Source organism: Amycolatopsis sp. CA-161197 (genome assembly GCF_050942255.1).
GTDB lineage: Bacteria > Actinomycetota > Actinomycetes > Mycobacteriales > Pseudonocardiaceae > Amycolatopsis.
In genome coordinates this window covers 8,048,608-8,075,454 of sequence record NZ_CP192059.1, presented here as the reverse complement: position 1 = coordinate 8,075,454, position 26,847 = coordinate 8,048,608, and the positions used below count along the sequence as shown (strand labels likewise).

Annotated in this window: 27 protein-coding genes; 20 read left to right on the top strand and 7 right to left on the bottom strand. The window is 69.8% G+C overall.

The window, feature by feature from the left end; all coding sequences use genetic code 11:
• The first annotated feature begins 101 nt into the window (after positions 1–101).
• Together ACQPXB_RS38150 and ACQPXB_RS38145 are read left to right on the top strand one after the other, a co-directional pair.
• On the top strand, positions 102–998 hold the full coding sequence (locus tag ACQPXB_RS38150; protein ID WP_432846485.1) for an SDR family oxidoreductase: 897 nt from the start codon (positions 102–104) through the stop codon (positions 996–998).
• Positions 998–1,852: an LLM class flavin-dependent oxidoreductase gene (locus tag ACQPXB_RS38145; RefSeq protein WP_432846484.1), complete on the top strand. Its 855-nt coding sequence runs from the start codon at positions 998–1,000 to the stop codon at positions 1,850–1,852. Before ACQPXB_RS38150 ends, ACQPXB_RS38145 begins: the two co-directional genes overlap by 1 nt.
• Here the strand turns inward: ACQPXB_RS38145 and ACQPXB_RS38140 are convergent, their stop codons facing one another.
• Entirely contained in the window at positions 1,853–2,461 is a 609-nt protein-coding gene (locus ACQPXB_RS38140) for a hypothetical protein (RefSeq protein WP_432846482.1), read from the bottom strand.
• Positions 2,462–2,669: 208 nt separating this feature from the next.
• Entirely contained in the window at positions 2,670–4,181 is a 1,512-nt protein-coding gene (locus tag ACQPXB_RS38135) for a trypsin-like serine protease (protein ID WP_432846480.1), read from the bottom strand.
• A 701-nt stretch (positions 4,182–4,882) separates the two neighbouring features.
• Here ACQPXB_RS38135 and ACQPXB_RS38130 point away from each other — a divergent pair.
• From ACQPXB_RS38130 to ACQPXB_RS38120, 3 genes are all read left to right on the top strand, one after another.
• Complete coding sequence (locus tag ACQPXB_RS38130; RefSeq protein ID WP_432846478.1) at positions 4,883–5,803, top strand: LysR family transcriptional regulator; 921 nt, start codon at positions 4,883–4,885, stop codon at positions 5,801–5,803.
• 329 nt (positions 5,804–6,132) lie between these two features.
• Positions 6,133–6,552, top strand: a complete 420-nt coding sequence (locus ACQPXB_RS38125; RefSeq protein WP_366587337.1) for a Fur family transcriptional regulator — start codon at positions 6,133–6,135, stop codon at positions 6,550–6,552.
• A gap of 25 nt (positions 6,553–6,577) precedes the next feature.
• On the top strand, positions 6,578–8,044 hold the full coding sequence (locus ACQPXB_RS38120) for a catalase (RefSeq protein ID WP_432846476.1): 1,467 nt from the start codon (positions 6,578–6,580) through the stop codon (positions 8,042–8,044).
• Positions 8,045–8,100: 56 nt separating this feature from the next.
• On the opposite strand, the gene ACQPXB_RS38115 is transcribed toward ACQPXB_RS38120, so the two are convergent.
• The 3 genes from ACQPXB_RS38115 to ACQPXB_RS38105 form a co-directional block, all read right to left on the bottom strand.
• The gene (locus tag ACQPXB_RS38115; RefSeq protein WP_432846474.1) at positions 8,101–8,472 is read right to left on the bottom strand and encodes an ankyrin repeat domain-containing protein; all 372 of its coding nucleotides are present in this window, start codon (positions 8,470–8,472) and stop codon (positions 8,101–8,103) included.
• Positions 8,473–8,606: 134 nt separating this feature from the next.
• Complete coding sequence (locus ACQPXB_RS38110) at positions 8,607–9,446, bottom strand: LLM class F420-dependent oxidoreductase (RefSeq protein WP_432846473.1); 840 nt, start codon at positions 9,444–9,446, stop codon at positions 8,607–8,609.
• A gap of 202 nt (positions 9,447–9,648) precedes the next feature.
• The gene (locus ACQPXB_RS38105) at positions 9,649–10,212 is read right to left on the bottom strand and encodes an NADPH-dependent FMN reductase (RefSeq protein ID WP_366587345.1); all 564 of its coding nucleotides are present in this window, start codon (positions 10,210–10,212) and stop codon (positions 9,649–9,651) included.
• A gap of 96 nt (positions 10,213–10,308) precedes the next feature.
• Between ACQPXB_RS38105 and ACQPXB_RS38100 the strand changes: the two genes are divergently transcribed.
• From ACQPXB_RS38100 to ACQPXB_RS38085, 4 genes are read left to right on the top strand one after another with little or no spacing between them, the layout of a single operon-like run.
• The gene (locus ACQPXB_RS38100; protein ID WP_366587347.1) at positions 10,309–10,782 is read left to right on the top strand and encodes a MarR family winged helix-turn-helix transcriptional regulator; all 474 of its coding nucleotides are present in this window, start codon (positions 10,309–10,311) and stop codon (positions 10,780–10,782) included.
• Positions 10,783–10,837: 55 nt separating this feature from the next.
• Entirely contained in the window at positions 10,838–11,890 is a 1,053-nt protein-coding gene (locus tag ACQPXB_RS38095) for an LLM class flavin-dependent oxidoreductase (RefSeq protein ID WP_386947394.1), read from the top strand.
• A complete protein-coding gene (locus tag ACQPXB_RS38090; RefSeq protein WP_386947395.1) occupies positions 11,883–12,920 on the top strand; it encodes an LLM class flavin-dependent oxidoreductase in 1,038 nt (345 codons plus the stop codon). Before ACQPXB_RS38095 ends, ACQPXB_RS38090 begins: the two co-directional genes overlap by 8 nt.
• Positions 12,917–13,591 (top strand): NADPH-dependent F420 reductase, encoded by a 675-nt coding sequence (locus ACQPXB_RS38085; RefSeq protein WP_432846469.1) that lies wholly within the window; start codon positions 12,917–12,919, stop codon positions 13,589–13,591. Before ACQPXB_RS38090 ends, ACQPXB_RS38085 begins: the two co-directional genes overlap by 4 nt.
• Positions 13,592–14,194: 603 nt before the next feature.
• Here the strand turns inward: ACQPXB_RS38085 and ACQPXB_RS38080 are convergent.
• The gene (locus ACQPXB_RS38080) at positions 14,195–15,316 is read right to left on the bottom strand and encodes an FAD-dependent oxidoreductase (protein WP_432846468.1); all 1,122 of its coding nucleotides are present in this window, start codon (positions 15,314–15,316) and stop codon (positions 14,195–14,197) included.
• Positions 15,317–15,393: 77 nt separating this feature from the next.
• Here ACQPXB_RS38080 and ACQPXB_RS38075 point away from each other — a divergent pair, with 77 nt between their 5' ends.
• On the top strand, positions 15,394–16,077 hold the full coding sequence (locus ACQPXB_RS38075) for a TetR/AcrR family transcriptional regulator (protein ID WP_432846466.1): 684 nt from the start codon (positions 15,394–15,396) through the stop codon (positions 16,075–16,077).
• On the opposite strand, the gene ACQPXB_RS38070 is transcribed toward ACQPXB_RS38075, so the two are convergent.
• Positions 16,049–17,428 (bottom strand): MFS transporter, encoded by a 1,380-nt coding sequence (locus tag ACQPXB_RS38070; protein ID WP_432846465.1) that lies wholly within the window; start codon positions 17,426–17,428, stop codon positions 16,049–16,051. The two genes, ACQPXB_RS38075 and ACQPXB_RS38070, sit on opposite strands and share 29 nt — an antisense overlap.
• Before the next feature lie 193 nt (positions 17,429–17,621).
• Here ACQPXB_RS38070 and ACQPXB_RS38065 point away from each other — a divergent pair, with 193 nt between their 5' ends.
• The 10 genes from ACQPXB_RS38065 (at position 17,622) to ACQPXB_RS38020 (ending at position 26,828) form a co-directional block, all read left to right on the top strand.
• On the top strand, positions 17,622–18,086 hold the full coding sequence (locus tag ACQPXB_RS38065; RefSeq protein WP_386947403.1) for an ATP-binding protein: 465 nt from the start codon (positions 17,622–17,624) through the stop codon (positions 18,084–18,086).
• Positions 18,087–18,145: 59 nt separating this feature from the next.
• The gene (locus tag ACQPXB_RS38060) at positions 18,146–18,457 is read left to right on the top strand and encodes an ANTAR domain-containing protein (protein WP_366587366.1); all 312 of its coding nucleotides are present in this window, start codon (positions 18,146–18,148) and stop codon (positions 18,455–18,457) included.
• Positions 18,458–18,529: 72 nt separating this feature from the next.
• Positions 18,530–19,546 carry a GlxA family transcriptional regulator gene (locus ACQPXB_RS38055; protein ID WP_432846462.1) on the top strand — a complete coding sequence of 339 codons (1,017 nt, stop codon included), beginning with the start codon at positions 18,530–18,532 and terminating at the stop codon, positions 19,544–19,546.
• 49 nt (positions 19,547–19,595) lie between these two features.
• On the top strand, positions 19,596–20,264 hold the full coding sequence (locus tag ACQPXB_RS38050; RefSeq protein ID WP_432846461.1) for a GntR family transcriptional regulator: 669 nt from the start codon (positions 19,596–19,598) through the stop codon (positions 20,262–20,264).
• A gap of 55 nt (positions 20,265–20,319) precedes the next feature.
• Positions 20,320–21,006, top strand: a complete 687-nt coding sequence (locus ACQPXB_RS38045) for an ArsR/SmtB family transcription factor (RefSeq protein WP_366587373.1) — start codon at positions 20,320–20,322, stop codon at positions 21,004–21,006.
• Between the two features lie 30 nt (positions 21,007–21,036).
• On the top strand, positions 21,037–21,777 hold the full coding sequence (locus ACQPXB_RS38040) for a haloacid dehalogenase type II (protein WP_432846458.1): 741 nt from the start codon (positions 21,037–21,039) through the stop codon (positions 21,775–21,777).
• A gap of 164 nt (positions 21,778–21,941) precedes the next feature.
• Entirely contained in the window at positions 21,942–23,399 is a 1,458-nt protein-coding gene (locus ACQPXB_RS38035; RefSeq protein WP_432856944.1) for an FAD-linked oxidase C-terminal domain-containing protein, read from the top strand.
• Positions 23,400–23,404: 5 nt separating this feature from the next.
• Positions 23,405–24,553: an FAD-binding oxidoreductase gene (locus ACQPXB_RS38030; protein WP_366587380.1), complete on the top strand. Its 1,149-nt coding sequence runs from the start codon at positions 23,405–23,407 to the stop codon at positions 24,551–24,553.
• On the top strand, positions 24,550–25,866 hold the full coding sequence (locus ACQPXB_RS38025) for a (Fe-S)-binding protein (protein ID WP_432846456.1): 1,317 nt from the start codon (positions 24,550–24,552) through the stop codon (positions 25,864–25,866). Before ACQPXB_RS38030 ends, ACQPXB_RS38025 begins: the two co-directional genes overlap by 4 nt.
• Positions 25,755–26,828 (top strand): 2-hydroxy-3-oxopropionate reductase, encoded by a 1,074-nt coding sequence (locus ACQPXB_RS38020; RefSeq protein WP_432846454.1) that lies wholly within the window; start codon positions 25,755–25,757, stop codon positions 26,826–26,828. Before ACQPXB_RS38025 ends, ACQPXB_RS38020 begins: the two co-directional genes overlap by 112 nt.
• The last annotated feature ends 19 nt before the right edge of the window (positions 26,829–26,847 follow it).

The following is a 26,847-nucleotide window of genomic DNA, read 5'->3' as shown; positions in this document are numbered from 1 at the left end:
CGCGAAGCGTATTGCGCAATACGAAGGTTTCATTGGCCGATGTGCGGGATCCGACGGCAGGGTGGAAGAACCAGAGCATCCCTTGTTTGAGGAGCAACACCATGCGTGTGTTTGTCACCGGCGCGACCGGGTTCATCGGCACCGCGGTCGTGCGTGAGCTGCTCGGCGCCGGCCACCAGGTGCTCGGCCTGGCCCGCTCCGACGCGTCGGCCGCCAAGCTGACCGCCGCCGGCGCCGAGGTCCACCGCGGCAGCCTCGAAGACCTCGACAGCCTGCGCACCGGCGCCGCCGCGGCCGACGGCGTGGTCCACATCGCGTTCGTCCACGACTTCAGCGACTTCGAGCGCTCCGTCGGCACCGACCGCCTGGCGATCGAGACCATCGGCGAAACCCTGGCCGGCACGGGCCGCCCGTTCGTGATCAGCTCCGGCACCCCGGCCACCCCCGGCGGCGTCGCGACCGAGGACACCGTCCCCGAAGGCGGCAGCCTCGCGGCCGGCCGGTTCGCGTCCGAAGAGATCGTGGTTTCGCTCGCAACGCGGGGAGTCCGCGGCTCCGTCGTGCGGTTGCCCCGGTCGGTCCACAGCGACGAGGATCGCCACGGCTTCATCCCCTTGCTCATCGAAACCGCCCGCACGCGCGGCGTTTCGGCTTACCCCGGCGACGGCGCGAACCGCTGGCCCGCCGTCCACTGCCTGGACGCCGCGCGGCTCTACCGCCTCGCCCTCGAACACGCCCCGGCGGGCACGCGCCTGCACGCCGTCGGCGACGAGGGCATCCCCGTGCGCGAGATCGCCGAGCGCATCGGCAAGCACCTCGGCCTGCCGGTCGAGTCCGTCCCGGCCGAACAGTCGGCCGAGCACTTCGGCTGGCTGGGCCCGATCTTCGCCGCGGACATGCCGGCGTCGAGCGTCGGCACGCAGGACCAGTTCGACTGGCAGCCGGCGCATCCCGGCCTGCTGTCCGATTTGGACGCCGGCCACTACTTCGCCCGCTGATGGCCACGTTCGAAGCCGGCCCGGTCGGCGTCTGCCTTCCGGTCACCTTCACCAGCACCCCATCCGCCGACGACCAACGCGCCGCCGTGCGCCGCCTGGAACGCGCCGGCTACCACGCGGCGTGGACCAACGAGGTCATCGGCAAAGACGCCCTCGCCCAGCTGGCGGTGCTCCTGGGCGCCACCGAGACGCTGGCGTTCGGCACCTGCGTCGCCAACATCTGGGCCCGGGCGCCCCAGACCGCGCACGCCGCCGCTTCCTTCCTGGCGCAGGCTTTCCCGGGCCGGTTCACACTCGGCCTGGGCGTCGGCTACCCGCAGCAGGCGTCGAGTGTGGACCGTCCTTTCGGGACTGCACTGGCCACCATGCGGTCCTATGTGGAAGGAATGGCGGCCGAAACCTGGCCACCCGCCCCGGATGCCCCGTACCCACTCATCCTGGGCGCCAACGGCCCCAAGATGCTCTCCCTCGCCGCCGACATCGCCGACGGCGCGCTCCCCGCCGGCCTTCCTCCACAACACACGGCTCTAGCCCGGCAGACGTTGGGCCCGGACAAACTCCTGGTCGTGGCGCTGTCGATCGCCGACTCGGTCGAGACGGCCCGCCAAACCGTCTCGAACTGGCTCGACCGCCCCGCGTTTCGGGCGACACTCACGGACCTCGGTTACCCCGCCGAGCCCACCGACGACCTGGTCCGGACCCTCGTCGCATACGACGGCCCGGACCACGTCGCCGCCGCCGTCCAAGCCCACCTCGACGCCGGCGCCGACCACGTCACCCTGCTTTCCCCCGTGGGCACGGAATTCGGCCCAGGCATCGACCACCTCGTGGCGCTCGCCCCGGCACTGCGCTGATCACAACCTCCCGGCCACAGTCTTCGCGAGCGATGCGTAACTGTCGCGGGACGCGTCGCTCGGCCTCAGGGTGAGCGAGAGCAAGACGACGCGGGTCTCGCCGTGACTCGGCTTGGCCACGGTGATGTCGGTGCCGTTGTCCGTGTTGGTGCAGTAGACGGCGGCTTCACTGAGGGTCTGCGGCTTGTCAGCGCATTCCTGTGTGGACACCTGCAGCGCCGTCTTCTGCGAAGGATTCCCTGGCGCGGCAAGGACGGTCAGGCTCGCCCATTCGTAACTCGGCTCGTCGGAACGGTGGTATTCGCAGGTGTATGAAGTAAGGCCGTTTTCGGTTGTGGGGGATTCTTCGCTGCTGTCGTAGGTGTCCCCGTTGGTGAGCGCCCGCGCGATCTCGGCGGCGTCCAACAACGGACACGCCGCACTCAACCGCGCGGGCGACGCGGCCGGCACGAACGACGTCGAGGGAGCGGAACTCGTGGTGGTGGTCGTTTCGGGCGCCGTGCTCCCGCTCGGCGGTGGCGCCACCAGCGTCCCGTCTCCACCATTCGAACACCCCGCGGCGGCCGCCACCACAAAGGCGACGGCGATGAGTCTTCTGGGCAAACGCATGCCCCGAATCCTGCCCGATCTTCGGGGAGATCCCCGTCTTGGAGATCTACTCGTGATCATCCCTATCATCCCTATTGTCCCTTTTCGGCCGAGATAGGGTGATCCGTGGTCCCGAGGAAGTGTCTCGGCGTTCCATGACCGTCGAATGTGCGGGTCCACCACGAACTGGGAGTGACCCCGGACCGCCGAGCAGTCCGGGGTCACCACCTCAAGCCTTCGGCTTCGTCAGCTCGCATCCGGCCAACGAAAGGTCCACCGTCGACCCCGCGCCGAGGCAGGCCGGGATCCCGGCGGTCTGCTGTCCGTACGACCGGCCCATGTGGACGGTGACCACGCCGTTCTCGTCGACCTCGCAAGGGTTGTCCACCTCGCACACCTTGCCCAGGCCGTTGGAGGTGTTGTGGATGCCCACGACCTGGCCGGTGTGCGGGTCGAGCACGGGCGAGCCGGAGTCGCCGCTGCCGGGGGTGCAGTCTTCGCTGTACTGGATCGCGTTGTGCTGCGTGTAGCCGCCCTCGCGGAGTTCCGGGACGATGTTCGCGACCGAACACGCCCAGGTCTTCCCGCGGGTGCCCGAAAGGACGTCGAGCTGGTCGGCCTGCTGGGGTTCGCTCGTGCCGAGGTCGAAGATCTTCGCGCCGGCGGCGGCGAGCTGCGCGTAGGTCTTGTCCACTTGGTACAGGGCGACGTCGGTGCCGGTCATGGTGGCGTACAACAGCTTCGTGGTGCGCAGCGTCGTCTTGATCCCGCCCGACGCGGACAGCACCGCGGCGTCGCGGGCCTCCGCGCGCTCGGTCACCGCCGAGCCCACGGCGGGGTGGTCGCCGGCGATGCAGTGGCCGTTGGTCAGCAGGAGGGCGGGGTCATCCGGACCCGCGCCGGCCTTGCGGACCAGCGATCCCGCGCACGAGCCCAGGTTGACGGCGCCCTCGAGCGTCGGGTGGCGTTCCGCGATGGTTTCGCGCACCCAGTCGGCGTACGCGGGCACGTTCGTGTAGATCCCGGGCCCGTTGTCACCACCGCTGACGACACCCGCGAGCGTCCACGCGCCGCCTTCCTTCACGAGCGCCGGGCCTCCGGAGTCCATGTTGGTGGGGCCGACCTTGCCGTCGAGTGCGCCGATGCACAAGTCGCTGAGCGAAACCTGACAGGTCGATGTTTGCTGGACAACAGTGTCGGCCTCGCGCAGGTGGTCGGGGTAACACTGGGGCGCGGACTGGTTGCAGGTCATGCCCCAGCCCATGATGCGCGCTTGCGTGCCCGGCGCCGGGGCCTTCGCGCTGATCTTGATCGGCGCGGCCTTCGCCGAGTGCGCCAGCTTCAGCAGCGCGATGTCCTTTCCGAAGATGTGCGGGAGGGTGCCGTTCGAACGGCGCACGAACTTCTCGACCGGGATCACCTCACCACCCGACGACGCGCTCACCGACCCCAGCCGCACCGACCAGTCGTGCGGATAGCCGACCTGGGTCTCGAGATCGTTGCGCGCACAGTGCGACGCCGTCACCACCCACTGGGGCGCGACCAGCGTCACCCCGCACACGTGCCCGTCGGGCCGCGGCGAGTCGGCCGGTCGGTTCAGCGACCCGGTGAACGGATACGCACGCGGAGATGGGACTCCGCCAACAATCGCTGATGCCGGAGCAACACCCAACGCGGTCACGGACAACGCGGCCGCCACGGCGGCCAGCACACTTCGGAGTTTCAACGGGCTCCCTCTCATCTGCGGATCACAGAACCCGCTCAGACTCCTCACCCTGTGTGCACGCACCTCGACCGGAACGTCACGATCCTGTGACAGCGCCCGAAAACCGTCTGCGGGTACCGCCCCAGAACACCCTGGACTCATGTCCTCGCCGAGCGCGACGCCCATCTCTGCCCCCTACGGCCGGTCGCAGACCGTCTCAGGGCACGGCCTCTTCCGGAGTGCGTGGACGGACACGCGCATGGTGTTCTTTTCACTCAGGCTGTCGCTTTAAGACCACGCCAGCGCAATGCCTATGGCAATGCGGCTCCATAGCGGGTCAACTGGCGCTCGTGGGGCTCCAGTGATCAGCGCGGCGGCCATGCTCGCACCAGGTCTTCCGTGAGGTTCCAGGTCGGCAGTTGAGACGTGGCGACCAGTACCGGCATCGCCGGGCCGTGCTCCGGCGCCTTCATCAGTTCGGGCGGGACAGTTTCGCTGCCGCGGCCGTTTGTGTGGCCCCACGACCTGGCGAAGATCCCGAAGAGGTCTCCGTGTCGATCCCGGACGCTGCCCCGATCACGACCGCGCGCCTCCCGCCGAGGTCTACGTGTTCGGCCACCTCTGCCGCGACGCCGGCGAAGCCAAAGGGAGTCTGAATGGAGGTCGCACTTTCACGCCAAGCAGCCACAGGGCATGCGGCCAGCGAAAGTTCACCGAGTCTGGTATGCGTAGCTGTCATGGCATTCACCGACGCGTCGCTGACCTCGCTGCGGGTGTTCCGCGAGGTGGCCGAGCGAGGCTCGTTCACCGCGGCAGCAGCGGCTCTCGGTTATACGCAGTCTGCCATCTCACGGCAGATCGCGTCGCTGGAGCGCGCGGCGGGGACCCAGCTCGTCGAGCGCCGTCACGACGGTGTGCGCCTCACCTCCGCCGGGCGGCTGGTCGTGCGCCGCGCGGCCGCCGTCGTCGACGAGGTGGACGCCGCGGCGCGCGACCTCGTCGGCTTGCCCGAGGGGCACGGCAGCGTCCGGCTCGGCTGGTTCGCCAGCGCGGGCGCTGCCCTGGTGCCCCGCGCGCTGGCGGAGCTGCGCCGCGCGCACCCGGGCATCACCGTGACCACGCGCGAAGGCAGCACCCCCGCGCTGGTCCGCGCCTTGCGTGCGGGCACGTTGGACCTGGCGCTGATCGCGTCGACGCCGCCGTTCCGCCCGCCTGACAGCGAAACCCCGGCGCTGCGGGTGCAGATTCTCGCCGAACGCAACCTGTGCGTCGCCGTGTCGACCACCCACCCGCTCGCGCGCGGCGAGTTCATCGATGTCGCAGACCTGTCCGGCCGGCGCTGGATCGCCGGCTCCCGCAACGAGCCCGTCATGGGCGTCTGGCCCGGCCTCGACGAGCGCCCCGACATCGCCCACACCGCGCGCGACTGGCTCGCCAAGCTCCACCTCGTCGCCGCCGGCTGCGGCATCACGACCGTGCCCGCCGCCCTCACCCCGGCGCTCCCGCCCGGCGTCCGCGTCCTCCCCGTGCGTGGTGGCCCTTCCGAACAGCGGCGCATCCTGCTCGCTCGACTGCCGGGCCGCCCGTCGGACGCCACGGCGCGGCTGGCGGAGGCTTTCCGCGCGGCAGCGCTGGAAGGCGATGTCGAGGGGTTCTGACGGTGTGATCCGGTTGCCGCTGGTGGAGGGTGTGACCATCCGAAGGGCGCACCCACCGTCAGCGCTGTCATCACTTTGTGTACTCATGCGCGAGAACGCACACTCAAGTCTCACCGGTGATCAACTTTTGTGACTACCATCTCACCGGATGTGCGAATCCGACCACGGACGCGTCGCCAAAACGTCAACCCTTGGTCGGCCGCGCACAGTCTGCCCTGGTCAAGGTGGTGCCGAAGTCACACACCTTGCTCAGATGAGCACTTCGATTCACTTGAACGTGCCCAGTCTCTAGTCTGGACTTGTTCCAGAAAACGTGGTCTGATGCCCTCATGCCGGCCACCGATCCTGCGGAACGTCTGCGGGGTGTCTCACTGCGAGTCACCAAGCAGCGGACCGCCGTGCTGCACGCGGTGGCGCAGCGGCCCCACGCGGATGTCGAGGCCGTGGTCCGCGCGGTGCGCTCCGAGCTCGGCGCGGTGTCGACGCAGGCGGTGTACGACATCCTCGCCGCGTTGGGGGAAGTGGGGCTCGTGCGGCGCATCGAGCCGGCCGGGTCGCCGGCGCGGTTCGAGGTGCGCACGGGCGACAACCACCACCACGTGGTGTGCCGTCGCTGTGGTTCGGTCGCCGACGTCGACTGCGCCGTGGGGGAGCGGCCCTGTCTGACGCCGGCGACCACCAACGGGTTCGTCATCGACGAGGCCGAAGTGACGTACTGGGGCCTTTGCCCTTCCTGCAACGAAAACTGACTGTCCACCACCTGAAGGAGATGAAGTGGCTTTCGAGGAAAACACCAAACCGCTGACGACGGCGGCGGGTGCGCCGGTCGTGGACAACCAGAACAGCGTCACCGCCGGCCCGCGCGGCCCGGTGCTGCTGCAGGACCTGTGGCTCATCGAGAAGCTGGCGCACTTCGACCGCGAGGTCATCCCGGAGCGCCGCATGCACGCCAAGGGCTCCGGCGCGTGGGGCACTTTCCGCGTCACGCACGACATTTCGCAGTACTCGAAGGCCGCGATCTTCGCCAAGGTCGGCAACGAGTGCGAGATGTTCGCGCGGTTCTCGAGCGTCGCGGGTGAGCGTGGCGCGGCCGACGCCGAGCGGGACATCCGTGGTTTCGCCCTGCGTTTCTACACCGAAGAGGGCAACTGGGACGTCGTCGGCAACAACACGCCGGTGTTCTTCCACCGTGACCCGCTGAAGTTCCCCGACCTCAACCGCGCGGTGAAGCGTGACCCGCGCACCAACTTGCGTGACCCGGAGAACAACTGGGGTTACTGGACGAACCTGCCCGAGGCGCTGCACCAGGTCACGATCATCATGACCGACCGCGGCATCCCCAAGTCGTACCGGCACATGCACGGCTTCGGCTCGCACACCTACAGCCTCATCAACGCCGCGGGCGAGCGGAACTGGGTCAAGTTCCACTTCCGCACCCAGCAGGGCATCGAGAACCTGACCGACGAGGAAGCCGGCGCCGTCATCGCCGCCGACCGCGAGTCGAACCAGCGCGACCTCTTCGACGCCATCGAGCGCGGCGACTTCCCGAAGTGGAAGCTGTTCGTGCAGATCATGCCCGAGGCCGACGCGGCGACGTACCGCTTCCACCCGTTCGACCTGACGAAGGTGTGGAACAAGAAGGACTACCCGCTGATCGAGGTCGGCGAGTTCGAGCTCAACCGCAACCCGGACAACTACTTCCAGGACGTCGAGCAGGCCGCCTTCACCCCGGCGAACCTGATTCCCGGCATCTCGTTCAGCCCGGACAAGATGTTGCAGGGCCGCCTGTTCTCCTACGGCGACGCCGCCCGTTACCGCGTCGGCGTGAACCACCACCAGATCCCGGTCAACTACCCGCGCGGCGCCAAGCTGGTCAACACCTACCACCGCGACGGTGCCATGCGCGTCGACGGCAACCAGGGTGGCGTCCCGGGCGTCGAGCCGAACAACTTCGGCCGCTGGCAGGAACAGCCCGCCTACGCCGACCCGGCCCAGGCCGTCGGCTCGACCGCGGACCACTTCAACTTCCGCGAAGACGACGACGACTACTTCACGCAGCCGGGCAACCTGTTCCGCCTGCTGTCCGCGGACGAACAGCAGCGCCTGTTCGAGAACACGGCGCGCGCGATCAAGGGTGCGCGCAAGGAAACCGTCCAGCGCCACATCGAGAACTGCACCAAGGCCGACCCGGCCTACGGTGAGGGTGTGCAGAAGGCCTGTGAGGCCCTGGGCGCTCTGTAAGTCCTTTGTGGCCGTTGCCCCCGTCGCCGTTTGCCGCGACGGGGGCACGGTCGTTCTTACAGGCTTTGCCCGAACATTTTCGCGGCTTCCCGCGCGCTCGGTGTCCCGGCGTCCAGATCGGCCCCCGCATTCTTCAACGCCGCGACGATTTCCGTTTCGCCCTTGAACAACGCACCCGCGATCGGCGACTGGTTGCGCGCGTTGCAGATGTCGGGATCGGCGCCGTGCTGCAGCAGGTAGCCGACGGTCTCGCCGCGCCCGTGATAGGCGGCGAGCATGAGGAGTGAATTGCCGGCCTCGTCGAGGGAGTTGACGTCCAGGCCGTGCTCGATGAACTCCGCGAGTTCCTTGGTGTTGCCTTCACGCGCGAGGTCCGCCATGACGGTGCGGGCTCGTTTTCGGAGATCTTCGTTTTCGTCAGCGGGCATGGCGGAATTTTAGCATCGGTCAATTGTCCAAGCCGACCTTCGATGCGTTGCGACTATTGGACGGGCTTCGGAAATGGCCCTGATCGCGCGCCGCGGGGCCGCGCACAAATGCGTGCGCGGCCCCGGTGAAAAGATCAGCGCAGCGGTTCGAGCGCCTTCGCCAGCGGCTCCAGCACCGCGGGGGTGTGCGGCGGCGGCAGGTAGACGATCGCCAGGTCGAGACCGGCCTCGCCGAGGGCTTCGGCCTGCTTGGCGACCGCGGCGTAGTCCAGGTCGGGCTCGAGGCGCACGTGCGAGGACAGCGTGATCTCGCTCGGGTCGCGGCCGATGTCGGCGCAGTGGCGGTGCAGGACGTCGCGCTTGTGGGCGAACTGCTCGGGCGTGCCGCCGGTGAAGTTCCAGTGGTCGGCGTACTTCGCGGCCGTGCGCAGGGTGCGCTTTTCGCCGCTGCCGCCGATGCAGATGGGCGGGTGGGGCTTCTGGACGCCCTTGGGTTCGTTGCGGGCGTCGGTGAGCCGGTAGTGCGTGCCCTTAAAGGTGGTGGTTTCCTTCGTCAGCAGGCTGATCAAGACCTCGCAGCCTTCCTCGAACCGGTCGCTGCGTTCCTTGAGGGTGCCCAGCTCCATGCCGTAGGCGCCGGACTCCTCCTCGTTCCAGCCGGCGCCGATGCCGACCTCCAGGCGCCCGCCGGACACGATGTCGAGCGTCGCGGCCATGTTCGCGAGCAGCGCGGGGTGGCGGTAGTGCATGCCGCTGACGAGCGTGCCCAGACGCAACCGCTTGGTGGCCTGCGCGAGCGCGGTCAGGGTGACCCAGCCCTCCATGCAGGGGCCGGTCGAATCGGAGAAAATGGGGTAGAAGTGGTCGAACGTCCAGCCGGATTCGAACAGCTCGATCTCGTCGGCCGCCTGCCAGACCGCGAGCATGTCCTCCCAGACGGTGTTCTGGGGCGAAGTCTTCATGGCGAATCGCATGGTCGTGAGCGTAAACCTGGAGTAACCCCAGCTGCCAACACCGCTGTGGCGGACCGGTGCTCGTCCGAATTGTGTCGCTTTGGGGGTAACAGGCGCTGGGCCTCCGGTGGGTGCACCTGGAAGTAGAGCTGACCTTCAGTACTTTGTGGACAGTGGGCGCCACGCCGGTGAACCACCGGCACGGTGCCCACCGCCGAAAGCCTCAGTCGCGGATCGCCTTGAGGGCGCCGGACCACGTCTCGAGCTGGGTGAACAGCGTGTCGGCCGCGTCGTTGTGGAGGGCGGCCGGGGCGAAGGACGCGAAGTTCTCGAAGTCCGTGAACAGGGAGAACGACAGCTGCTGCCGCACGTGGGCGATCTGGAGCTCGCTGCAGATGGCGCGCAGGTGTTCGATCGCGCGGGCGCCGCCGAGGGAGCCGTAGGACACGAAGGCCGCGGCCTTGTTGTTCCACTCCGCGTAGAGGTAGTCGATGGCGTTCTTGAGGACGGCGGACGTCGAGTGGTTGTACTCGGGCGTCACGAAGATGAAGCCGTCGTAGGAGTCGATCTTCGCGGCCCAGGCCTTGGTGTGCTCGCCCGCGTATTGGCCGAGGGTGGGCGGCAGGGCCTCGTCGAGGTGGGGCAGCGGGAACTCGGCCAGGTCGACGAGCTCGTAGTCCGCGTCGGTGCGGGCCTTGGCCTTCTCGAAGACCCAGTCGGCGACCTGCTTGCCGTTGCGTCCCGGGCGGGTGCTGCCGAGGATGACGGCGATCTTCAGGTTACTCACTTGTGCCGGTTCCTTCCGGAGGTGTGACTTGAATGTTCATGTCAACTATCGAGCACCGGTACTTGAACATTCAAGTCACGCGCTAGACTGGGACGCATGACACACCGGCAGGCCACCCCGCGGTGGCTCGACTCCGAAGAGCTGCAGACGTGGCGCTCGTTCACGTACCTGCTGCACCGGCTGCCGACCGAGCTGGAGAAGCAGCTGCGGGAAGACGCCCAGCTCAGCTACGTCGAGTACTACGCGCTGGCAGGGCTGTCGGAGGAACCCGGCCGGCGCATGCGGCTCAGCGAGCTGGCGATCCTGACCAACGCCGAGCTCTCCCGCCTGTCGCACCTCATCAGCCGGCTGGAGAAGCGCGGGTTCCTCTACCGCGAGCCCGACCCGGAGGACGGCCGCTACACCCACGCCGTGCTCACCGAAGCCGGCTATGCGCACGTGCTCGAGTCCGCCCCGGGCCACGTCGAGCGTGTGCGCGAGCTCGTGTACGACGTGCTGTCCGAATCGGAGCTGCGCACCCTGCGGACGGCGGCCGACAAGATCACCCGGCGCATCGAAGCCGATGGCTGAAGGTCTCCATGAGAGGGAGCGGCAGGCGGCCCCCGCGCCGACGCATCCTGGTGGCATGACGAAGAATCCCGGCTTCGAGTTCGGGCTGAACTCCTTCGGCGAAGTCGCCACCGACGGAGCGCGCACCCTGAGCGACGCGGAGACCGTCCGCCTGCTCGTCGACGAGGCACGCCTCGCCGAAGAAGCCGGCCTCGACGTCTTCAGTGTCGGCGAGCACTACCGCGAAGGCCACAACGACAGCGCGACACCGGTGCTCCTGGCGGCCGTCGCGACGGCGACCGAGCGCATCAAGCTCGGCACGTCGGTGACGGTCCTGAGCACCAACGACCCCGTCCGCCTCTACCACGACTTCTCCACCGTGGACGCCGTGTCCAACGGCCGGGCGCAGCTGGTGCTGGGGCGGGCGTCGGCGACGGAGTCGTTCCCGTTGTTCGGATACGACCTCGCCGACTACGAGCACCTGTTCGAAGAGAAACTCGAATTGTTCATGCGGTTACAACGCGAGGAGTCCGTGACGTGGTCGGGCACCGTGCGGGCGCCGCTGGTGAACCAGACGCTGCACCCGCGGATGCGCCCGGGCGGGATCCCGACGTGGATCGGTGTGGGCGGCAGCCCGGATTCCGTCGTGCGTGCCGCGAAGTACGGGCTGCCTTTGATGCTCGCGATCATCGGTGGCCGGCCGCAGCGGTTCGCCGGGCACGTGGAGCTTTACCACCGTGCTTTGTCGCAATTCGAACAGCCAGTGTTGCCCGTCGGACAGCACTCGCTCGGCCTGATCGCGGACACCGACTCCGAAGCCGTCGAGACGTGGTGGGAGTACTGGCAGCCGGTGGTCGCGAAGCTCGCGGCCGAACGCGGCTTCTACAAGCCGGACCGCCGCCGGTACCTGGCGGAGATCGAGGGTGGCGCGCTGTTCGTCGGCTCGCCGGAGACCGTCGCGAACAAGATCGCGACCATGGCGCGTGACCTGCGCCTCAGCCGTTTCGACCTGAAGTACGACATCATGAACCTGCCCCGCGAAGCCCGCGCCCGGTCGATCGAGCTGTTCGGCCGCGAGGTCGCACCGCGAGTCCGCGAACTGCTCACGAAGGCGCCTTCCCATGTCTGACCTGGTTTTCGGCCTCGACACCTTCGGCGACGTCCCGGAGGACGACGCCGGCACGCCGATGTCCTACGCCGCCGCGATCCGGCACGTGCTCGACGAGGCCGTGCTCGCCGACGAGATCGGCGTGGACGTGATCGCGCTCGGCGAGCACCACCGGCCGGAGTACTCGATCACCACTCCGGAGACGGTGCTGGCGGGCATCGCCACGCGCACGTCGCGGATTCACCTGTCTTCGGGGGTGACCGTGTTGAGTTCCGATGATCCCGTGCGCGTTTTCCAACGTTTCGCGACCGTCGACGCACTGTCGGATGGCCGGGCGGAGATCATTCTCGGACGTGGTTCGTTCACGGAGTCGTTCCCGTTGTTCGGATATGACCTCTCCGACTACGACAAGTTGTTCGAAGAGAAAATCGACCTGTTCGTTCGGTTACTCGACGAGAAGCCCGTGACGTGGAGCGGAACGCTGCGCCCGGCGCTGGACGCGGCCGACGTGTTCCCCAAGACGGAGTCGGGCCGCCTGACGACGTGGGTCGGTGTCGGCGGGTCGCCGCAGTCGGTGATCCGAACCGCCCACTACGGGCTGCCGCTGATGCTCGCGATCATCGGCGGGCCGGCGAAGCGGTTCGCACCGTACGTGGACCTCTACCGGCGGGCGGCCGCCGAGTTCGGCACGACCGCGCACCCGGTCGGCATGCACTCGCCCGGCTTCATCGCCGACACCGACGAAGAAGCGCGCGAACTGTTCTGGCCGCGCTACCGCGTGATCCGCGACCGCATCGGGCGGCTGCGTGGGTGGCCGCCGATCCAGCGCGCCGAGTACGACAGCGAAATCGAGCACGGCTCGATGTACATCGGCTCGCCGGAGACGGTCGCGCGCAAGATCGCCGGGGCGGTCAAGGATCTGGACGTGGGTCGGTTCGACCTCATCTACTCCAGCGGTTCGCAGCCGGCGAGCGCGCGGATGCACGCGGTGGAGCTCTACGGCACGAAGGTGATCCCGATGGTGCGGGACCTGCTGGCGGAGGGGAAATGACGCAGACGCTGGGCATCCTCGGCGCGGGCAAGGTCGGCACGGTCCTCGCGCGCCTGGCCGTGGCGGCCGGCTATCGCGTGCTGATCGCGGGCTCGGGCGCGCCGGAGAAGATCGCGCTCACCGTGGAGGTCCTCGCCCCGGGCGCCGTCGCCACGACACCGGCCAAGGCCGCTTCGGCCGACGTCGTGATCCTGGCGCTGCCGCTGGGCAAGTACCGCGGCATCCCGGTGGCGGAGCTGGACGGCAAGCTCGTGATCGACGCCATGAACTACTGGTGGGAAGTGGACGGTCACCGCGCCGACCTGGAGGTCTCCACGAGCGAGACGGTGCAGAAGTTCCTGCCCGGCGCGCGCGTCGTGAAAGCCTTCAACCACATGGGTTACCACGACCTCGAAGACGAGGCCCGCCCCGCCGGCACCCCCGGCCGCAAGGCCATCGCCGTCGCCGGCGACAACCCCGCGGACGTGGTCGAAGTGTCCACTGTGGTCGATTCGCTTGGCTTCGACCCCGTGCCGGCCGGCGGCCTCGCCGAGGGCGTCCGCCTGGAGCCGGGCGCAGAGACGTTCGGGGCGAACGTCGAGGCTGCGGAGTTGCGGGCGATGCTGGAGCGGTTCCCGGAGTCGGAACGTGGTCGCGCGCTCAGTGAGCGGCTGGCGGGGGAGTCGCACTAGTCACCTCCTCGAGTCTGGGACCGGTCGTGCCATGTTGGCCGGGACGGTCGGGTCGAGCTGACGCCGAGGCCGCGTGCGGCGGTCCGGGACTCGGGGCTCGGTTCCGCCGGTGGGTCGGCTGCGGCGTTGGCCGGGCGCGGCAACAAACCAGCGAACCGGCTCGGGTGCTCGGTGCCGGTCGACGTCGCCACGGGGTCCAGTCACGTCGGCTCCTGCTGATCCCGGGACCTGCGTGCGGGGCTGTTCCGAGGCTGCGTCTCTGGCGTGGCGCAGCGGTAGAACCAGCGGAACTGGTGCGGCTAACGAGGCGCCGGTGAAGATCGCAACGGGGTCAGGGAATGCCGGGTATCGCGAATGCCGAGACCACGCGAAACCCGTCCGAACCTTGCTTGCCGTGCAGGTTCCTCTGGAGGTTCGGCTTTGGGGTGGCGCGGCGGCGGGACCAGCGGAACCGATGCGGCTTACTCAGAGACCGTGAACGGCGGTGTCCGGGAAAGCCGGTGGTGCGATGACGCGGATCCGTCCGGGATCTGCGGCGCGGGGATCGGTTCCGCCGGCAACTTCCGAATGGCGCGGCGACAAAACCAGCGGAACCGGCCCCACTCACTCGGCGCCGGTGAGCATGGCGACGAGGTCGCGGGCCGAGGTGCCGCGGGAGAAGAGTTCTTGCATCTCGGCGCCCTCGGTGGCGACGGCCTGGCTGCGGGGGAACATTTCGTGTTCGTATTCGGACAGGGCCTTCTCGACGTTGCCCGGGTGGGCGGCCAAGGCTTGGCCCAGGCGGGCGGCGTCGAGCATGGCGAGGTTGGCGCCTTCGCCGTTGGGGGGCATGAGGTGGGCCGCGTCGCCGAGGAGGGTGGCGCCGGGGACGCGGTCCCAGCGGTGGTCGTGGGGCAGGGTGAAGTGGGGGCGGAGCACGGGTGCGGTGTCGGCCTCGGTGATGAGGGCGGTGAGATCCGGGGCCCAGCCGGTGAATTCCTGCGCGACGCGGGCGGCAGCACCCGCCGGGTCGGTGAAGTCGATGGCGGCGAACCACTCCTGGGGCCGGGTGAGGACGACGTAGGTGTGCAGCGTGTCGCCGCTTTCGCGGTGCGCGTGGATCTCGCGGCCGGACGCGGGCGCGATGAGCGAACCGCCGCCGACGGCTTTCGCGGCGGCCGGGTGGCGGATGTCGGCGTTGTACAGGTAGACCTCGACGAACGAGGTGCCGGCGTACGAGGGAACCGCGTCCGACAGCAACGGCCGGACGCGGGACCACGCGCCGTCCGCGCCGACCAGCAGGTCGGTCGCGACCACGCTGCCGTCGGCGAAGGTCACCTCGTGGCGGCCGGCGCCCACGGAGCGCGCGTCGACGACCTTGGCGCCCCAGCGAACCGTGCCGGCGGGGAGTGAGTCGAGCAGCAGCTGCCGCAGCTCGGCGCGTTGGACTTCGGGCCGGCCGCCGGTGCCGTCGTCGGGTTGGTCGAGCAGGAGGGTCCCGTCGGGATCGAGGACGCGCATCTGCTGGCGGCCTTCGAGGATCAGGCCGGAGAACTCGGCCATGAGCTGTGCGGCTTCGACGGCGATCTGGCCGTTGTAGTCGTGGATGTCGAGCATCCCGCCCTGGGCGCGCGCCCCTGCGGATGCCTCGGCTTCGTAGACGGTGGCGGGAATGCCGTGGACGTGCAGGACGCGGGCGAGGGTGAGGCCGCCGAGTCCGGCGCCGATGATCGTGACGGTGTTCATGGTGACTCCTGCCGAGAAGTGGACTGGAACGCTGTTCCAATGTTGGAACGACATTCCAGATGTGTCAAGATGGACGCATGGTTGCGCGGACCCGCCGAGCTCAGCGGCGTACCGAGGCGCTCTCCCGCGAGCGCATCACCGAGGCCGCCGTCGAGCTGCTCGACGCGTCCGGCGAGGGCGGGCTGACGTTCCGCGCGCTGAGCGAGCGCCTCGCCACCGGGCCCGGGGCGATCTACTGGCACGTCGCGAACAAGGGCGAGCTGCTCGAGGCCGCGACCGACGCCGTGGTCGCCGCCGCGCTGGCCGAGCCCGCCGAGGCCGGGGGCTCGCCGCGGGACGAGATCCGCGCCGTCGCGCTGGGGCTGTTCGCCGCGATCGCCGAACACCCGTGGCTGGCCACGCAGGTGTCGCTGCAGCTGTCGCACGGTCCGACGAAATCGGTGCCACTGCGGATCTTCGAGGGCATCGGCCGGCACGTCGGCGCGCTGGGTGTGCCCGAGGAAAGCTGGTTCACCGTGGCGTCGGCGCTGATGCACTACATCCTCGGCGCCGCCGCGCAGAACGCTTCGAACACCCGCGTCGCCGGGTCAGTGGTGGACCGGGCGGAGTTCCTCGACGCGGTGTCGGCGGCGTGGGAAGCACTCGACCCGGACGACTACCCGTTCACCCGGGCTGTCGCCCGGCAAGCGCGCGAGCACGACGACCGCGAGCAGTTCCTCACCGGGATCGACCTCATCCTCGCCGGGATACGCGTCCGGTGACGGCGTTGCCGGCGTTGTGGGGCAGCCGGATCGCGGCGACGAGCGGGATCGCCAGCAGGACGGCCAGCAGCGCCAGCGCCACGCGGAACGGACCGGGCGCGTCGGTCGCGACCAGGCCTCCGGCGCGGATGAGCAGGGCTCCGATGGCCACGCCCAGGCCCGCGCCGAGTTCCTGCAGCGTCGAGAGCAGGGTGTTGGCGTGGTTCATGAGCGGCTCGTCGACGTCGGCGAAGGCGACGCTGTTGTAGGCCGTGAAGCCGGTGGAGCGGGAGATGCCGCTGACGAGGAGCAGGGCGAGCAGCACGGGCAACGGCGTGTCGGCGCGCACGAACGCCAGGCCGGCGAGGCAGGCCGCGCCGACGAGGATCGACGCGAGCAGCACCGTGCGGATGCCGAAGCGGCGCATGAGCGGGGTGGTGGCGGGTTTGATGCCGACGTTGCCCACGAAAAGTGCGATCACCACCAAGCCGGCGCGGGCGGGGGTCCAGCCGAAGCCGAGCTGGAACAGCAGCGGGAGGACGAAGGGGATGGCGGTGATCACGCCGCGGTAGACCGAGCCGGTGGCGGCGGTGATGCGGTAGGTCGTGATGCGGAGGATTCGCAGGTCCAGCAAGGGATTCGGCGCGCGCAGCAGATGCCGGATCGCCCAGCCGAGGCCGACGACGGCCACGACCAGCGCCACGGCCGTCGCCGGGCCGAAGCCCGAGCCGAGGCCTTCGAGGGCGACGACCAGCGCGGCGGTGCCGACGGCCACCCACCCGAACCCGACCCGGTCGAACGGCGCGGGCCGCTCCGCCCGCAGGTCCGGCACGATCGCCCACGCCACGGCCAGCGCGGCGATACCCAGCGGCAGGTTGATCACGAAGATCCACCGCCACGACGCGTACTGCGCGAGCAGCCCGCCGACCACCGGCGCCACCACGGGCGCAAGCAACGCCGGCCACGTCAGGTAGGCGACCGCTTTGACGAGATCTTTTTTGGGCGTGGCGCGCAGGACCACCAGCCGGCCGACGGGCACCATCATCGCGCCGCCGACACCTTGAACGACTCGCGCTGTTGTCAAAAGAACAAGGTTTGGTGCTAGTGCGCACGCCAATGACGAAAGGGTGAACAGGATCAGTGCGGTCGCGAACACGCGGCGCGCGCCGAAGCGGTCGGTGAGCCAGCCGCTGATCGGGATGAGGACGCCGAGGGTCAGGACGTAGGCCGTGATGGTCACGTTGACGTCCACTGAGCTCACCCCGAGATCGGCCGCCATGAGCGGTGCCGCGGGCGCGATGATCGTGGCGTCGACGATCTCCATGAAGAACGTGGCAGCGACCAGCAGTGCCAAGCCGCGCCGGAACCCCATGGCGGTCGACCCTACTTGCCCGGCCGGGCGGGTCGGCTGGTCGCGATGGGGATCACATCGGGCGTGACGGTGGGGGCGCGTCGGCCAGGGCACCGTCACCGTCGGCGGGCGGCCGCCGCGCGCCGTCGCCGTCGGCGCCGCAGCCTCCCGACCGCCCCGACCTGGCGATGCTTCAACTCCTTCGAATCGGGGTATGAGGACGCTGGATCATGCCCGAAGTTCGGAAAAAGGAGCGCTGACCGCTGGTGGACTCTCCCCTGCGCTCGAGCCGGCCGCCGCGATGACGGCGCTGCCGCTGACCGGCGCGGGCGGCGAGCTGCACCAGGTGCGGTGCTGGACGCGCGAGCACCTGCTCGACGTCGATGCCGACGTGCTGATCGACATCGTCCAGGTCGTCGACGAGCTGGCCACCAACGCGCTCTCCCACGGCGGGCCCCCGTGGTGCGTGCGCCTGCTGCGGATGCCCGGATTGGTCCGCGTCGAGGTCGACGACAGCACCCCGGCCCGCGCGGCGCCGCGGCCGCCGGACACCGAGGGTGGCCGCGGCCTGCACCTCATCGCCGCCCTGTGCGTGGCGTGGGGTCAGCAGGTCACGGCGACGGGGAAGACCGTGTGGGCGGAGCTCGCACTGGGGCCGGGTAACGGCACCGGTTCGTGAGGGTGACCGGCCGCGGCCGGAAGTGGTGGGGTCCCACCATCCTGTGGTGGAATTTTCGCGTGAGTTCTGAGCTGGAGCCGGTGGGGCAGGCGGCCAAGGTCGAGCAGCTGGAGGCTGCGCTCGCGACGCGCCCGGTGATCGAGCAGGCCAAGGGCATGCTGATGCTGGTTCGGAGCTGGACCGAGGACGAGGCCTTCGAAGCCCTGCGCGAGATCTCACAGCACACGAACGTGAAACTGCACGACGTCGCCACGGTCGTCGTCGCGAGCGGCACGGGCGCGAAGCCCGACTTGCCGGCCGAGACGGCCGACGTCGTGCTCGCCGAACTCCGGGCGGGCGTCCTCGGCAGCGCCTTCGGCGCCGAGAGCTGAGCCTCGAACGGAACAACCGAGCCGCAACCGCAATGACTTGAAGATTCAAGTAACCCTCGCTACCGTGAACGCGTGCACCCCGCCAAGACGCCCGTCACTTCGCGTGGCCGCGCCAAGCACGTGATCGCGGTGCTGCTGGTGCCCGATTCCGTGGCACTGGAGATCACGGTGGTGCAGCAGGTGTTCGGCCCGCGGATGTCCGCGATCGCCGAGCTGACCGGGGACGCCGAGAGCGCCTACGATGTGGTGCTGTGCGGCGAGCAGCCGCGGCAGGTGCTGCGCTCGGGCGTCGACTTCGGCGAGCTCGCGCCACTGGAGACACTGCTGACGGCCGACACCGTGCTCGTCCCCGGCGTCGAGGATCCGCTGGCGGAACGCTCGCGGCCGCTGCTGGCCGCCCTGGTCGCGGCCGCCGGGAACGGCGCGCGGATGGTCTCGTTCTGCGGCGGCGCGTTCCTGCTGGCCCGCGCCGGGCAGCTGGACGGACGCCGCGCCACCACCCACTGGCTGTTCACCGAGGAGTTCCGCCGCGAGTTCCCCGAGGTCCGCCTCGAACCCGGCTGCCTCTACCTCGACGACGGCCCCGTGCACACCTCGGGCGGGATCTTCTCGGCCACCGACCTGTCGCTGCACCTGCTGGCCGAAGACCTCGGCCACGCCTACGCCGGCGACGTCGGCCGGCTGCTGGTGACGGCGCCGCGGCGGCCGGGCGCGCAGGCGCAGTTCGTGAAGGATTCCATCCGGATCCCGGGCGAGCCGGCGCTCGGTTCGTTCCTGGCGTGGCTGCGGGAGCACCTCCACGAGCCGCTCACCCTCGGCGGGCTCGCCGCCCACCTGCACCTGAGCGAGCGCAGCCTCGTGCGGAAGTTCCGCCGCGCCACCGGGATGACGGTGTTCGACTGGGTCAGCCGCGAACGCGTCGCGAGCGCGAAGGTGCTGCTCGAAACCACCGACCACCGCATCTCCGAGATCGCCGCGATGGTGGGGTTCGGCTCCGCGGAAACCCTGCGCCGCCACTTCGAACGCCAGGTCGGCACCACCGCGGGCAGCTACCGGAGCACCTTCCGCGCCGCGCTCGTCCCGGCCTGACCGGCGGCTAAGATACGTCTGGGATTTCTTCCGACCTCACGGGGGATCTATGGCGAGCGAGCGCTTCGGTGCGAAGGACCGCGCGCTCGCGTACGTCAAGGAGCAGGTGCTCTCCGGCGGCTTCCCGGGCGGCGAGCTGATCAGCGAGGGCGAGGTCGCCGAGGCGCTGGGCATGTCCCGGACGCCGGTGCGCGAGGCGTTCCTGCGGCTGGAGGGCGAAGGGCTGCTGCGCCTCTACCCACAGCGTGGTGCGCTGGTCGTCCCCGTTTCGCCCGATGAGGTCCGCGCGGTGCTGGAGGCGCGGCTCGTGCTGGAGCAGTTCGCGGCCGGCAAAGTCGCGGCCGCGGGGCCGGACGTGCGTGAAGCCGTCTTCGCGGCCATGGAGGAGCAGCGGGCCAAACAGCAGACGGCGGCCGGGCTCGGCGAGTTCCTCGAGGCCGACCGCGCGTTCCACACCGTGCTGGTCGACGCGGCCGCGAACCCGATCCTCGGCTCGGTGTACGGCTCGCTGCGCGATCGGCAGATGCGGATGGTCGGTGAGTCCACTGTGAACGGACGCAGCGGCACGCGCAATCGCCTCGACGTGATCCTCGAGGAACACCAGGAAATCGCGGAGGCCGTGCACGTGGGCGACGCCGAACGGGCGTGCGAGGCCGTCCGGGCGCACCTGTCCAGCACCCGCCGCGCGCTGGGCGTGACCGAGGACGCGGGGCTGTAGCCGGCCCGGCCATTGTTCAACCGGCGCTCAACCGTTCCGGAGTTATCGTGACTGCATGGCAGGTGACGCGGATCTCGCCCGGATCGGATTCCTTCTCTCCGACCGGAACCGCGCCGCGATGCTGTTGCTGCTGCTCGACGGACGCCCGCAGCCGGTCTCGGCGTTGATGGCGGAGGTCGGCATCTCGGCGTCCCTGGCGAGCACGCACCTGCGCAAGCTGAAGGACGGCGGTCTGGTCGTCGTCGAAGTGTCCGGCCGCCAGCGGCTGTACCGGCTCGCGAGCCCCGTCGCCGACGCGATCGAGGGCCTGCTGCTCCTCGCGCCGCCCGGGCCGGCGAAGTCGTTGCGGCAGGCGACGCGCGGGCGCAAGCTGCGCGAGGCCCGAGTTTGTTACGACCACCTCGCGGGCAGCGTCGGCGTCGCCATCACCGACGCGTTCCTGGCCAAGGGATTTCTGGTCCAGGACCACGATTCCTACGGCGTTTCGGACCGAGGGCGCGATGAGCTGGCGGCGCACGGGATCGACGTCGACGGGTTGCGCGGGCGCGCGCGGCCGTTGGCCCGCCCGTGCATGGACTGGAGCGAACGCCGGCACCACCTCGCGGGCAGCCTCGGCGCCGCGGTGAAGAGCCGGCTGCTCGAACTGGGCTGGATCGACCTCCTGGAGGCGAGCCGCGCCGTCGACCTCACCGAGGCCGGGCGGCGCGAGCTGCGCGAATGGCTGGGTGTGGACACCGCGTAAGTGGTGCTGTTCAACGGAGAACGGAGCGAGATGTCCGATGTCAGCGAGGTGACGGTGATCGCCGTCGACGTCTTCGGGACCACTGTGGACTGGCGCAGCGGCGTGATCGACGGCGTCGCCGCGATCGCCCGAAACCAAGAGGTCGAGCTCGACTGCCCCGCGCTCGTGGACGCGTGGCGCGAGCGCTACCTGCCCGCGGTCGGGCAGATCAACCGCGGCGAACGCGGCTGGGCGAACCTCGACGCCGTGCACCGCGATGCGCTCGACGAGTGCCTGGAGGTACTCGGCGTCGCCGGGAAGTTCGGCGCCGAGACGCGTGAGCGCATGGTGCGGGCCTGGTACGCGCTGCCGCCGTGGCCCGACGCCGCCGAGGGGCTGGCCGAGCTGCGCCGCGATTTCGTGGTGGTCGCGCTGTCCAACGGCGGGTTCGCCCAGCTCACCCACGTGGTCAAGGGCGCCGGTCTCGGGTTCGACGCGATCCTGTCGGCCGAGAACGTCGGCGCGTACAAGCCCGACCGTCGCGCGTACACCAACGCGGCGAAGCTGCTCGACGTCGAACCCCGCGACGTCCTCATGGTCGCCGCCCACACGTGGGACATCCACGGCGCGCGCGACGCCGGGTTCCGCACGGCCTTCGTCGAACGACCGGGGGAGAAGGGCCCGGACCGGCCCGCCGACGCCGCCGCGACCACGGACTGCGACCTCAGCGCCGTGAGCTTCACCGACCTCGCCGGCCGGCTGCGCGCGGGGGTGAGGGAGGCCGGCCACTGAATTTCACCATGCGGAAGATCAATTACACTTGGTGGAAATTTATGGCCTTCAGCCCTTGTGACTCGGTAGGCTGGGAGTTAGCGTTGGACGGGCTACGACTTGTATCTCAGTCATGTTCCAGACCTCCTCCGTGAACCGGGGGAACGCTGGACGACCTGGTGGAGGTGACGACGGTGCCGCAGCGTTTGCACGCCGAGTTCGTCGAAGCCGTGGGTGCCGACGCGGTGGTGTCCGACCCGGTCGCCCTGCGGTCCTATGAATGTGACGGCCTGACCGGCTTCCGCGTCGTCCCGTCGCTGGTGCTCTTGCCCCGAACGGCGGAGGCGGTCGCCGCGGCCGTGCGGGTCTGCGCGAAGCACGACGTGCCGTTCGTCGCCCGCGGCGCCGGCAGCGGGCTGTCCGGCGGTGCGCTGCCGGTCGCCGACGGGGTCGTGATCTCGTTGCAGCGCCTGCGGTCCGTGGTCGAGATCGACGTGGTGAACCGGCGGGCGGTCGTCGAGCCCGGAGTGACCAATGTGGACATCAGCCGGGCAGCGGCGCCGTACGGGCTGTACTTCGCGCCGGACCCGTCGTCGCAGCAGGTGTGCACGATCGGCGGCAACATCGCGGAGAACTCCGGTGGCGCCCACTGCCTCAAGTACGGCTTCACCGTCCACCACATCCACTCGGCCGAGGCCGTGCTGCCCGACGGCACGACCACGGTCCTCGGCGGCGACTGCCCGCAGCAGGGTGGGTACGACCTGCTCGGCGCGTTCGTCGGCTCCGAGGGCACGCTCGGCATCGCCACGCGCATCACCGTGAAACTGCTGGCCAAGCCGGCCGCGGTCAAGACGCTCGTGGCCGACTTCCCATCCGTCGAGCAGGCGGGCGACACGGTGAGCGCCGTGATCGAGGCCGGCATCGTGCCCGCGGCGGTGGAGATGATGGACGCGCTGGCCATCGAGGCCGTCGAAGCCGCGGTCAGCGCCGGCTACTCGCGTGACGCCGCCGCGGCGCTCGTGGTGGAGCTCGACGGGCCGCAGGCCGAAGTCGACGCGCAGTTCGCGCAGGTGAAGCAGCTGTGCGAGGAGTTCGGGACGACGAAGCTGCGCATTCCGGCGAACGCCGAGGAACGGGCGCTGGTGTGGAAGGGCCGCAAGGCCGCGTTCGCCGCGGTCGGGCGGATCAGCCCGAACTACTTCGTGCAGGACGGGGTCGTCCCGCGCACGCAGCTGGCGACGGCGTTGACCCGGATTTCCGAACTGGCCGCCGAGGCCGGGCTGCGCGTGGCGAACGTGTTCCACGCGGGGGACGGGAACCTGCACCCGCTGGTGCTCTACAGCGAGGCCGCCGGTGAGCACGAGCGGGCGGAGGCGCTTTCGCGGGCCATCGCCGAGCTGTGCGTGGACCTGGGCGGTTCGTTGTCCGGGGAGCACGGGATCGGCACGGACAAGGCGTGTTCGATGCCGCGCCAGTTCAGCCCGGACGACCTGGCCACGATGGCGCGGCTGCGCCACGCGTACGACCCCGCGGGGATCTGCAACCCGGGCAAGCTGCTGCCGACGCCGCGGCTGTGCGGGGAACGGCCGGGTGTCTACAAGCCGCATCCCCTCGAAGCCGCCGGCCTGATCGAGCGGATGTGAGGGGCGTGACGACGGAAACCACGTTCACTCCGTCCACTGTGGAGGAAGTGCACGCCGCGGTCGCGGACACCCGGGCGAGCCACCCTCGGCTGCTCGTGGCCGGTGCGGGGACCGCCCCGGACTGGGGTGCGCCCGCCGAGCCGGCCGACGCGATCATCGACACGACGTCGTTGTCCGGGGTCCTGAAGTACGCCCCTTCGGACCTGACGATCGCGGTCCGGGCGGGCACGCCGCTCACGACCGTTCAGCGGACGCTCGCGGAGGCGGGTCAGCGCGTGGTGCTCGACCCGGCTCGCGCCCGGCGGGGCGCGACGATCGGCGGGCTGCTGGCCACCGCGGATGCCGGGCCGTTGCGCACGGCGTTCGGCAGCCTGCGTGACCTGGTCATCGGGACGACCGTCGTGCTCGGCGACGGCACGGTCGCGCGGTCCGGTGGGCACGTGATCAAGAACGTCGCCGGCTACGACCTGGCGAAGCTGTTCCACGGATCCCTCGGGACGCTCGGGGTCGTCGCCGAAGTCGTGCTGCGGTCGCACCCGCTTCCGCCGGCGATGTGCACGGTGGCGGTGGAGGCCGACGCGGGCGAGGCGTTCGACCTGGCCGGCCGGATCGTCATGACGGGGTTGGAGGCTTCGGCCCTCGAATGGTCCGGCGGGCGGCTGCTGGTGAGGCTCGAAGGGACGTCGGAGGGCGTCGAGCAGCGTGAAGGTGAGCTGTGCCGGTTCGCGGGCACGACGGCCCGGGTGCTCACGGACGAGGAAGCGGACGCGGCCTGGGCGGGTGTTGCCGCGATCGCGGATGGTGTTCAAGGGACGACAGTTGTGCGAATCGGGACACTGCCCGCTGCGGGCCCGGTTCTGGTGACGCGGATGGTGGCCGCGGGAGCCGCAGTGGCCAGTTCGATGGCGATCGGCGTCCACACCGTCCAGTTCACCGCCGGTGACCACGACGAACTCCTCACCCAGCTGCACCAGGAGTTCGGCGCGGCCGTGACCGTGCTGCGCCGCGACGGCCTCTCCGCCGGCCACGGATGGGGTCCGCCACCGGCGCCCGTGCGGGTGATGCGGGCGATCAAGCGGCAGTTCGACCCGGCCGGCCGGTTCGGGGCCGGCCGGTTCTCACCCTGGCTCGAAGACGAGGAGCGCGCGTCATGACCTCGACACTCGGCAGCTCCTTCGACGAGCACCACCCGCCGAAGCGCGAGCTGCTCGACGACTGCGTCCACTGTGGATTCTGCCTCCCGACCTGCCCGACCTACGCGGTCACCGGCCAGGAGATGGAGTCCCCGCGCGGGCGCATCTACCTGATGGACCTCGCCGCCCAGGGCGAGATCGGCTTGGACGAGACGTTCGGCCACCACATGGACACGTGCCTCGGCTGCCTCGCGTGCACCACCGCGTGCCCCTCGGGGGTGCAGTACGACAAGCTCATCGAGTCGGTCCGGCCTCAGGTCGAGCGCCACGTGCCGCGCGGCTTCCTCGACAAGGTGTTCCGCGCGTTCGTCTTCTCGCTGTTCCCGTACCCGCGCCGGCTGCGGCTCGCGGCGTTCGGCGGGCTGCTCTACACCCGCCTCGGCCTGCGGGCGCTCGTCCACCGGTCGGGCACGCTGAAGCTGCTGCCACCACGGCTCCGGGCGCTGGAAGCGCTGCTGCCGCCGGTGACACTGCGGGCGCTGCGGGCGAAGACGCCGGAACGGACCCTCGGGCCGGTCGGCGAAGCGCGGCTGCGCGTGGGGTTGCTCGCCGGCTGCGCGAACCGCGTCTTCTTCGGTGACGTCAACGCCGCCACCATCCGGGTGCTCGCCGCCGAGGGCTGCGACGTCTACGTCCCGCAGGACAGCCAGTGCTGCGGCGCCCTGTCCGTCCACGCGGGACGGGAGGAGGAAGGCCTCGTCCGGGCCAAGGGGACCATCGAGATGTTCGAGCGCTACGACCTCGACGTCGTCGTCGTCAATGTGGCCGGTTGCGGGTCCGTGCTCAAGGAATACGGCGACCTGCTCGCGGATGTACCCGAATACGCCGAGCGAGCGCAGACCTTCGCCTCGCGAGTGCGGGACATCAACGAGCTGCTCGCGGACCTCCCCGCGCGTGCCACCCGGCACCCGATGAAGACCAAGGTCGCCTACCACGACGCCTGCCACCTGGCCAACGCCCAGGGCATCCGCCGGCAACCGCGCGAACTGCTGCGCACCATCCCGGAGCTGTCCGTGCACGACATCGCCGAGGCGGAGCTGTGCTGCGGCTCGGCGGGGATCTACAACCTGGTGGAGCCCGAAACAGCCGAAGAACTCGGCCGCCGCAAGGCGAAGCACCTCGCGGACGTCGAACCCGACGTGGTGGCCACCGCGAACGCCGGGTGCCTGCTGCAGATCCGCCGGTTCCTCGACCAGGGCATCCCGGTCGTGCACCCGATCCAGCTGCTCGACGCGTCCATCCGGGACGTCGATCCACTCGATACGCGTTCCTGAGGGTCCTTTCACCGCACCGATTACCGAGCGCCGATCTTTCCGGCGCCGGTTCAGCGCGCCGATTTCACAGGAGATTTCACATGAGCACGGTGGGTTTCATCGGCCTGGGCATCATGGGCCTGCCGATGGCCGAGAACCTGGTCGAGGCCGGGTACGACGTCGTCGGCTACAACCGCGGCGCGAAGCGGGTCGACGCGCTGGTCGCGGCGGGCGGCCGGGGCGCGTCGAGCATCGCGGAAGCGGTCAAGGGTTCGGACGTCGTGATCACGATGCTGCCGGACTCGCCGGACGTCGAGGCGGTCGCGACGGGTGAAGGCGGCATCTTCGAGAACGCGCACCCCGGTCTGCTGCTCATCGACATGAGCACCATCGAGCCGGCCACGGCCCGCGCGGTCGCCGAGGCCGGTGCGACGGCCGGCGTGCGTGTGCTCGACGCGCCGGTGTCCGGTGGCGAGGCCGGTGCCGTGGAGGGCGTGCTGTCCATCATGGTCGGTGGCGCCGCCGAGGACTTCGCCGCGGCCAAGCCGGTACTGGAGGCCGTCGGGCGCACCATCGTGCACGTCGGTCCGCACGGTGCGGGCCAGACCGTCAAAGCCGCCAACCAGCTCATGGTCGCCGGTCACCTGCAGCTGCTCGCCGAAGCGCTCGTGCTCGCCGAATCGTCCGATGTGGACCCGGTGGTCGCCGTGGAGGTGCTCGGCGGCGGGCTGGCCGGCAGCACCGTCCTCGACCGCAAGTCGGAGAACATGCTCAAGCGCGATTTCACACCCGGTTTCCGCCTTTCCTTGCACCACAAGGACATGGGCATCGTCACCGCGGCCGCACAGGAAGCCGGGGTGGCGATCCCCCTCGGCAGTGCGGTCGCGCAGTTGATCGCCTCCCTCGTCGCTCGCGGCGACGGCGGGCTCGACCATTCCGGTCTGTTCAAGCTCACCGAAGAGCTCGCCGGCCGGACCCAGTAGGACAGTCATTTGTCAGGAG

What these genes read in the sequence shown, in the direction of transcription:
- ACQPXB_RS38070 (WP_432846465.1), bottom strand. Translation starts at nt 17,428, where the DNA reads ATGGGGTTCCGGCGCGGCTTGGCACTGCTGGTCGCTGCCACGTTCTTC.
- ACQPXB_RS38080 (WP_432846468.1), bottom strand. Translation starts at nt 15,316, where the DNA reads ATGAACACCGTCACGATCATCGGCGCCGGACTCGGCGGCCTCACCCTC.
- ACQPXB_RS38065 (WP_386947403.1), top strand. Translation starts at nt 17,622, where the DNA reads ATGAGGACGCTGGATCATGCCCGAAGTTCGGAAAAAGGAGCGCTGACC.
- ACQPXB_RS38040 (WP_432846458.1), top strand. Translation starts at nt 21,037, where the DNA reads ATGTCCGATGTCAGCGAGGTGACGGTGATCGCCGTCGACGTCTTCGGG.
- ACQPXB_RS38075 (WP_432846466.1), top strand. Translation starts at nt 15,394, where the DNA reads ATGGTTGCGCGGACCCGCCGAGCTCAGCGGCGTACCGAGGCGCTCTCC.
- ACQPXB_RS38125 (WP_366587337.1), top strand. Translation starts at nt 6,133, where the DNA reads ATGCCGGCCACCGATCCTGCGGAACGTCTGCGGGGTGTCTCACTGCGA.
- ACQPXB_RS38085 (WP_432846469.1), top strand. Translation starts at nt 12,917, where the DNA reads ATGACGCAGACGCTGGGCATCCTCGGCGCGGGCAAGGTCGGCACGGTC.
- ACQPXB_RS38050 (WP_432846461.1), top strand. Translation starts at nt 19,596, where the DNA reads ATGGCGAGCGAGCGCTTCGGTGCGAAGGACCGCGCGCTCGCGTACGTC.
- ACQPXB_RS38145 (WP_432846484.1), top strand. Translation starts at nt 998, where the DNA reads ATGGCCACGTTCGAAGCCGGCCCGGTCGGCGTCTGCCTTCCGGTCACC.
- ACQPXB_RS38115 (WP_432846474.1), bottom strand. Translation starts at nt 8,472, where the DNA reads ATGCCCGCTGACGAAAACGAAGATCTCCGAAAACGAGCCCGCACCGTC.
- ACQPXB_RS38025 (WP_432846456.1), top strand. Translation starts at nt 24,550, where the DNA reads ATGACCTCGACACTCGGCAGCTCCTTCGACGAGCACCACCCGCCGAAG.
- ACQPXB_RS38135 (WP_432846480.1), bottom strand. Translation starts at nt 4,181, where the DNA reads ATGAGAGGGAGCCCGTTGAAACTCCGAAGTGTGCTGGCCGCCGTGGCG.
- ACQPXB_RS38045 (WP_366587373.1), top strand. Translation starts at nt 20,320, where the DNA reads ATGGCAGGTGACGCGGATCTCGCCCGGATCGGATTCCTTCTCTCCGAC.
- ACQPXB_RS38150 (WP_432846485.1), top strand. Translation starts at nt 102, where the DNA reads ATGCGTGTGTTTGTCACCGGCGCGACCGGGTTCATCGGCACCGCGGTC.
- ACQPXB_RS38090 (WP_386947395.1), top strand. Translation starts at nt 11,883, where the DNA reads ATGTCTGACCTGGTTTTCGGCCTCGACACCTTCGGCGACGTCCCGGAG.
- ACQPXB_RS38130 (WP_432846478.1), top strand. Translation starts at nt 4,883, where the DNA reads ATGGCATTCACCGACGCGTCGCTGACCTCGCTGCGGGTGTTCCGCGAG.
- ACQPXB_RS38140 (WP_432846482.1), bottom strand. Translation starts at nt 2,461, where the DNA reads ATGCGTTTGCCCAGAAGACTCATCGCCGTCGCCTTTGTGGTGGCGGCC.
- ACQPXB_RS38110 (WP_432846473.1), bottom strand. Translation starts at nt 9,446, where the DNA reads ATGCGATTCGCCATGAAGACTTCGCCCCAGAACACCGTCTGGGAGGAC.
- ACQPXB_RS38095 (WP_386947394.1), top strand. Translation starts at nt 10,838, where the DNA reads ATGACGAAGAATCCCGGCTTCGAGTTCGGGCTGAACTCCTTCGGCGAA.
- ACQPXB_RS38100 (WP_366587347.1), top strand. Translation starts at nt 10,309, where the DNA reads ATGACACACCGGCAGGCCACCCCGCGGTGGCTCGACTCCGAAGAGCTG.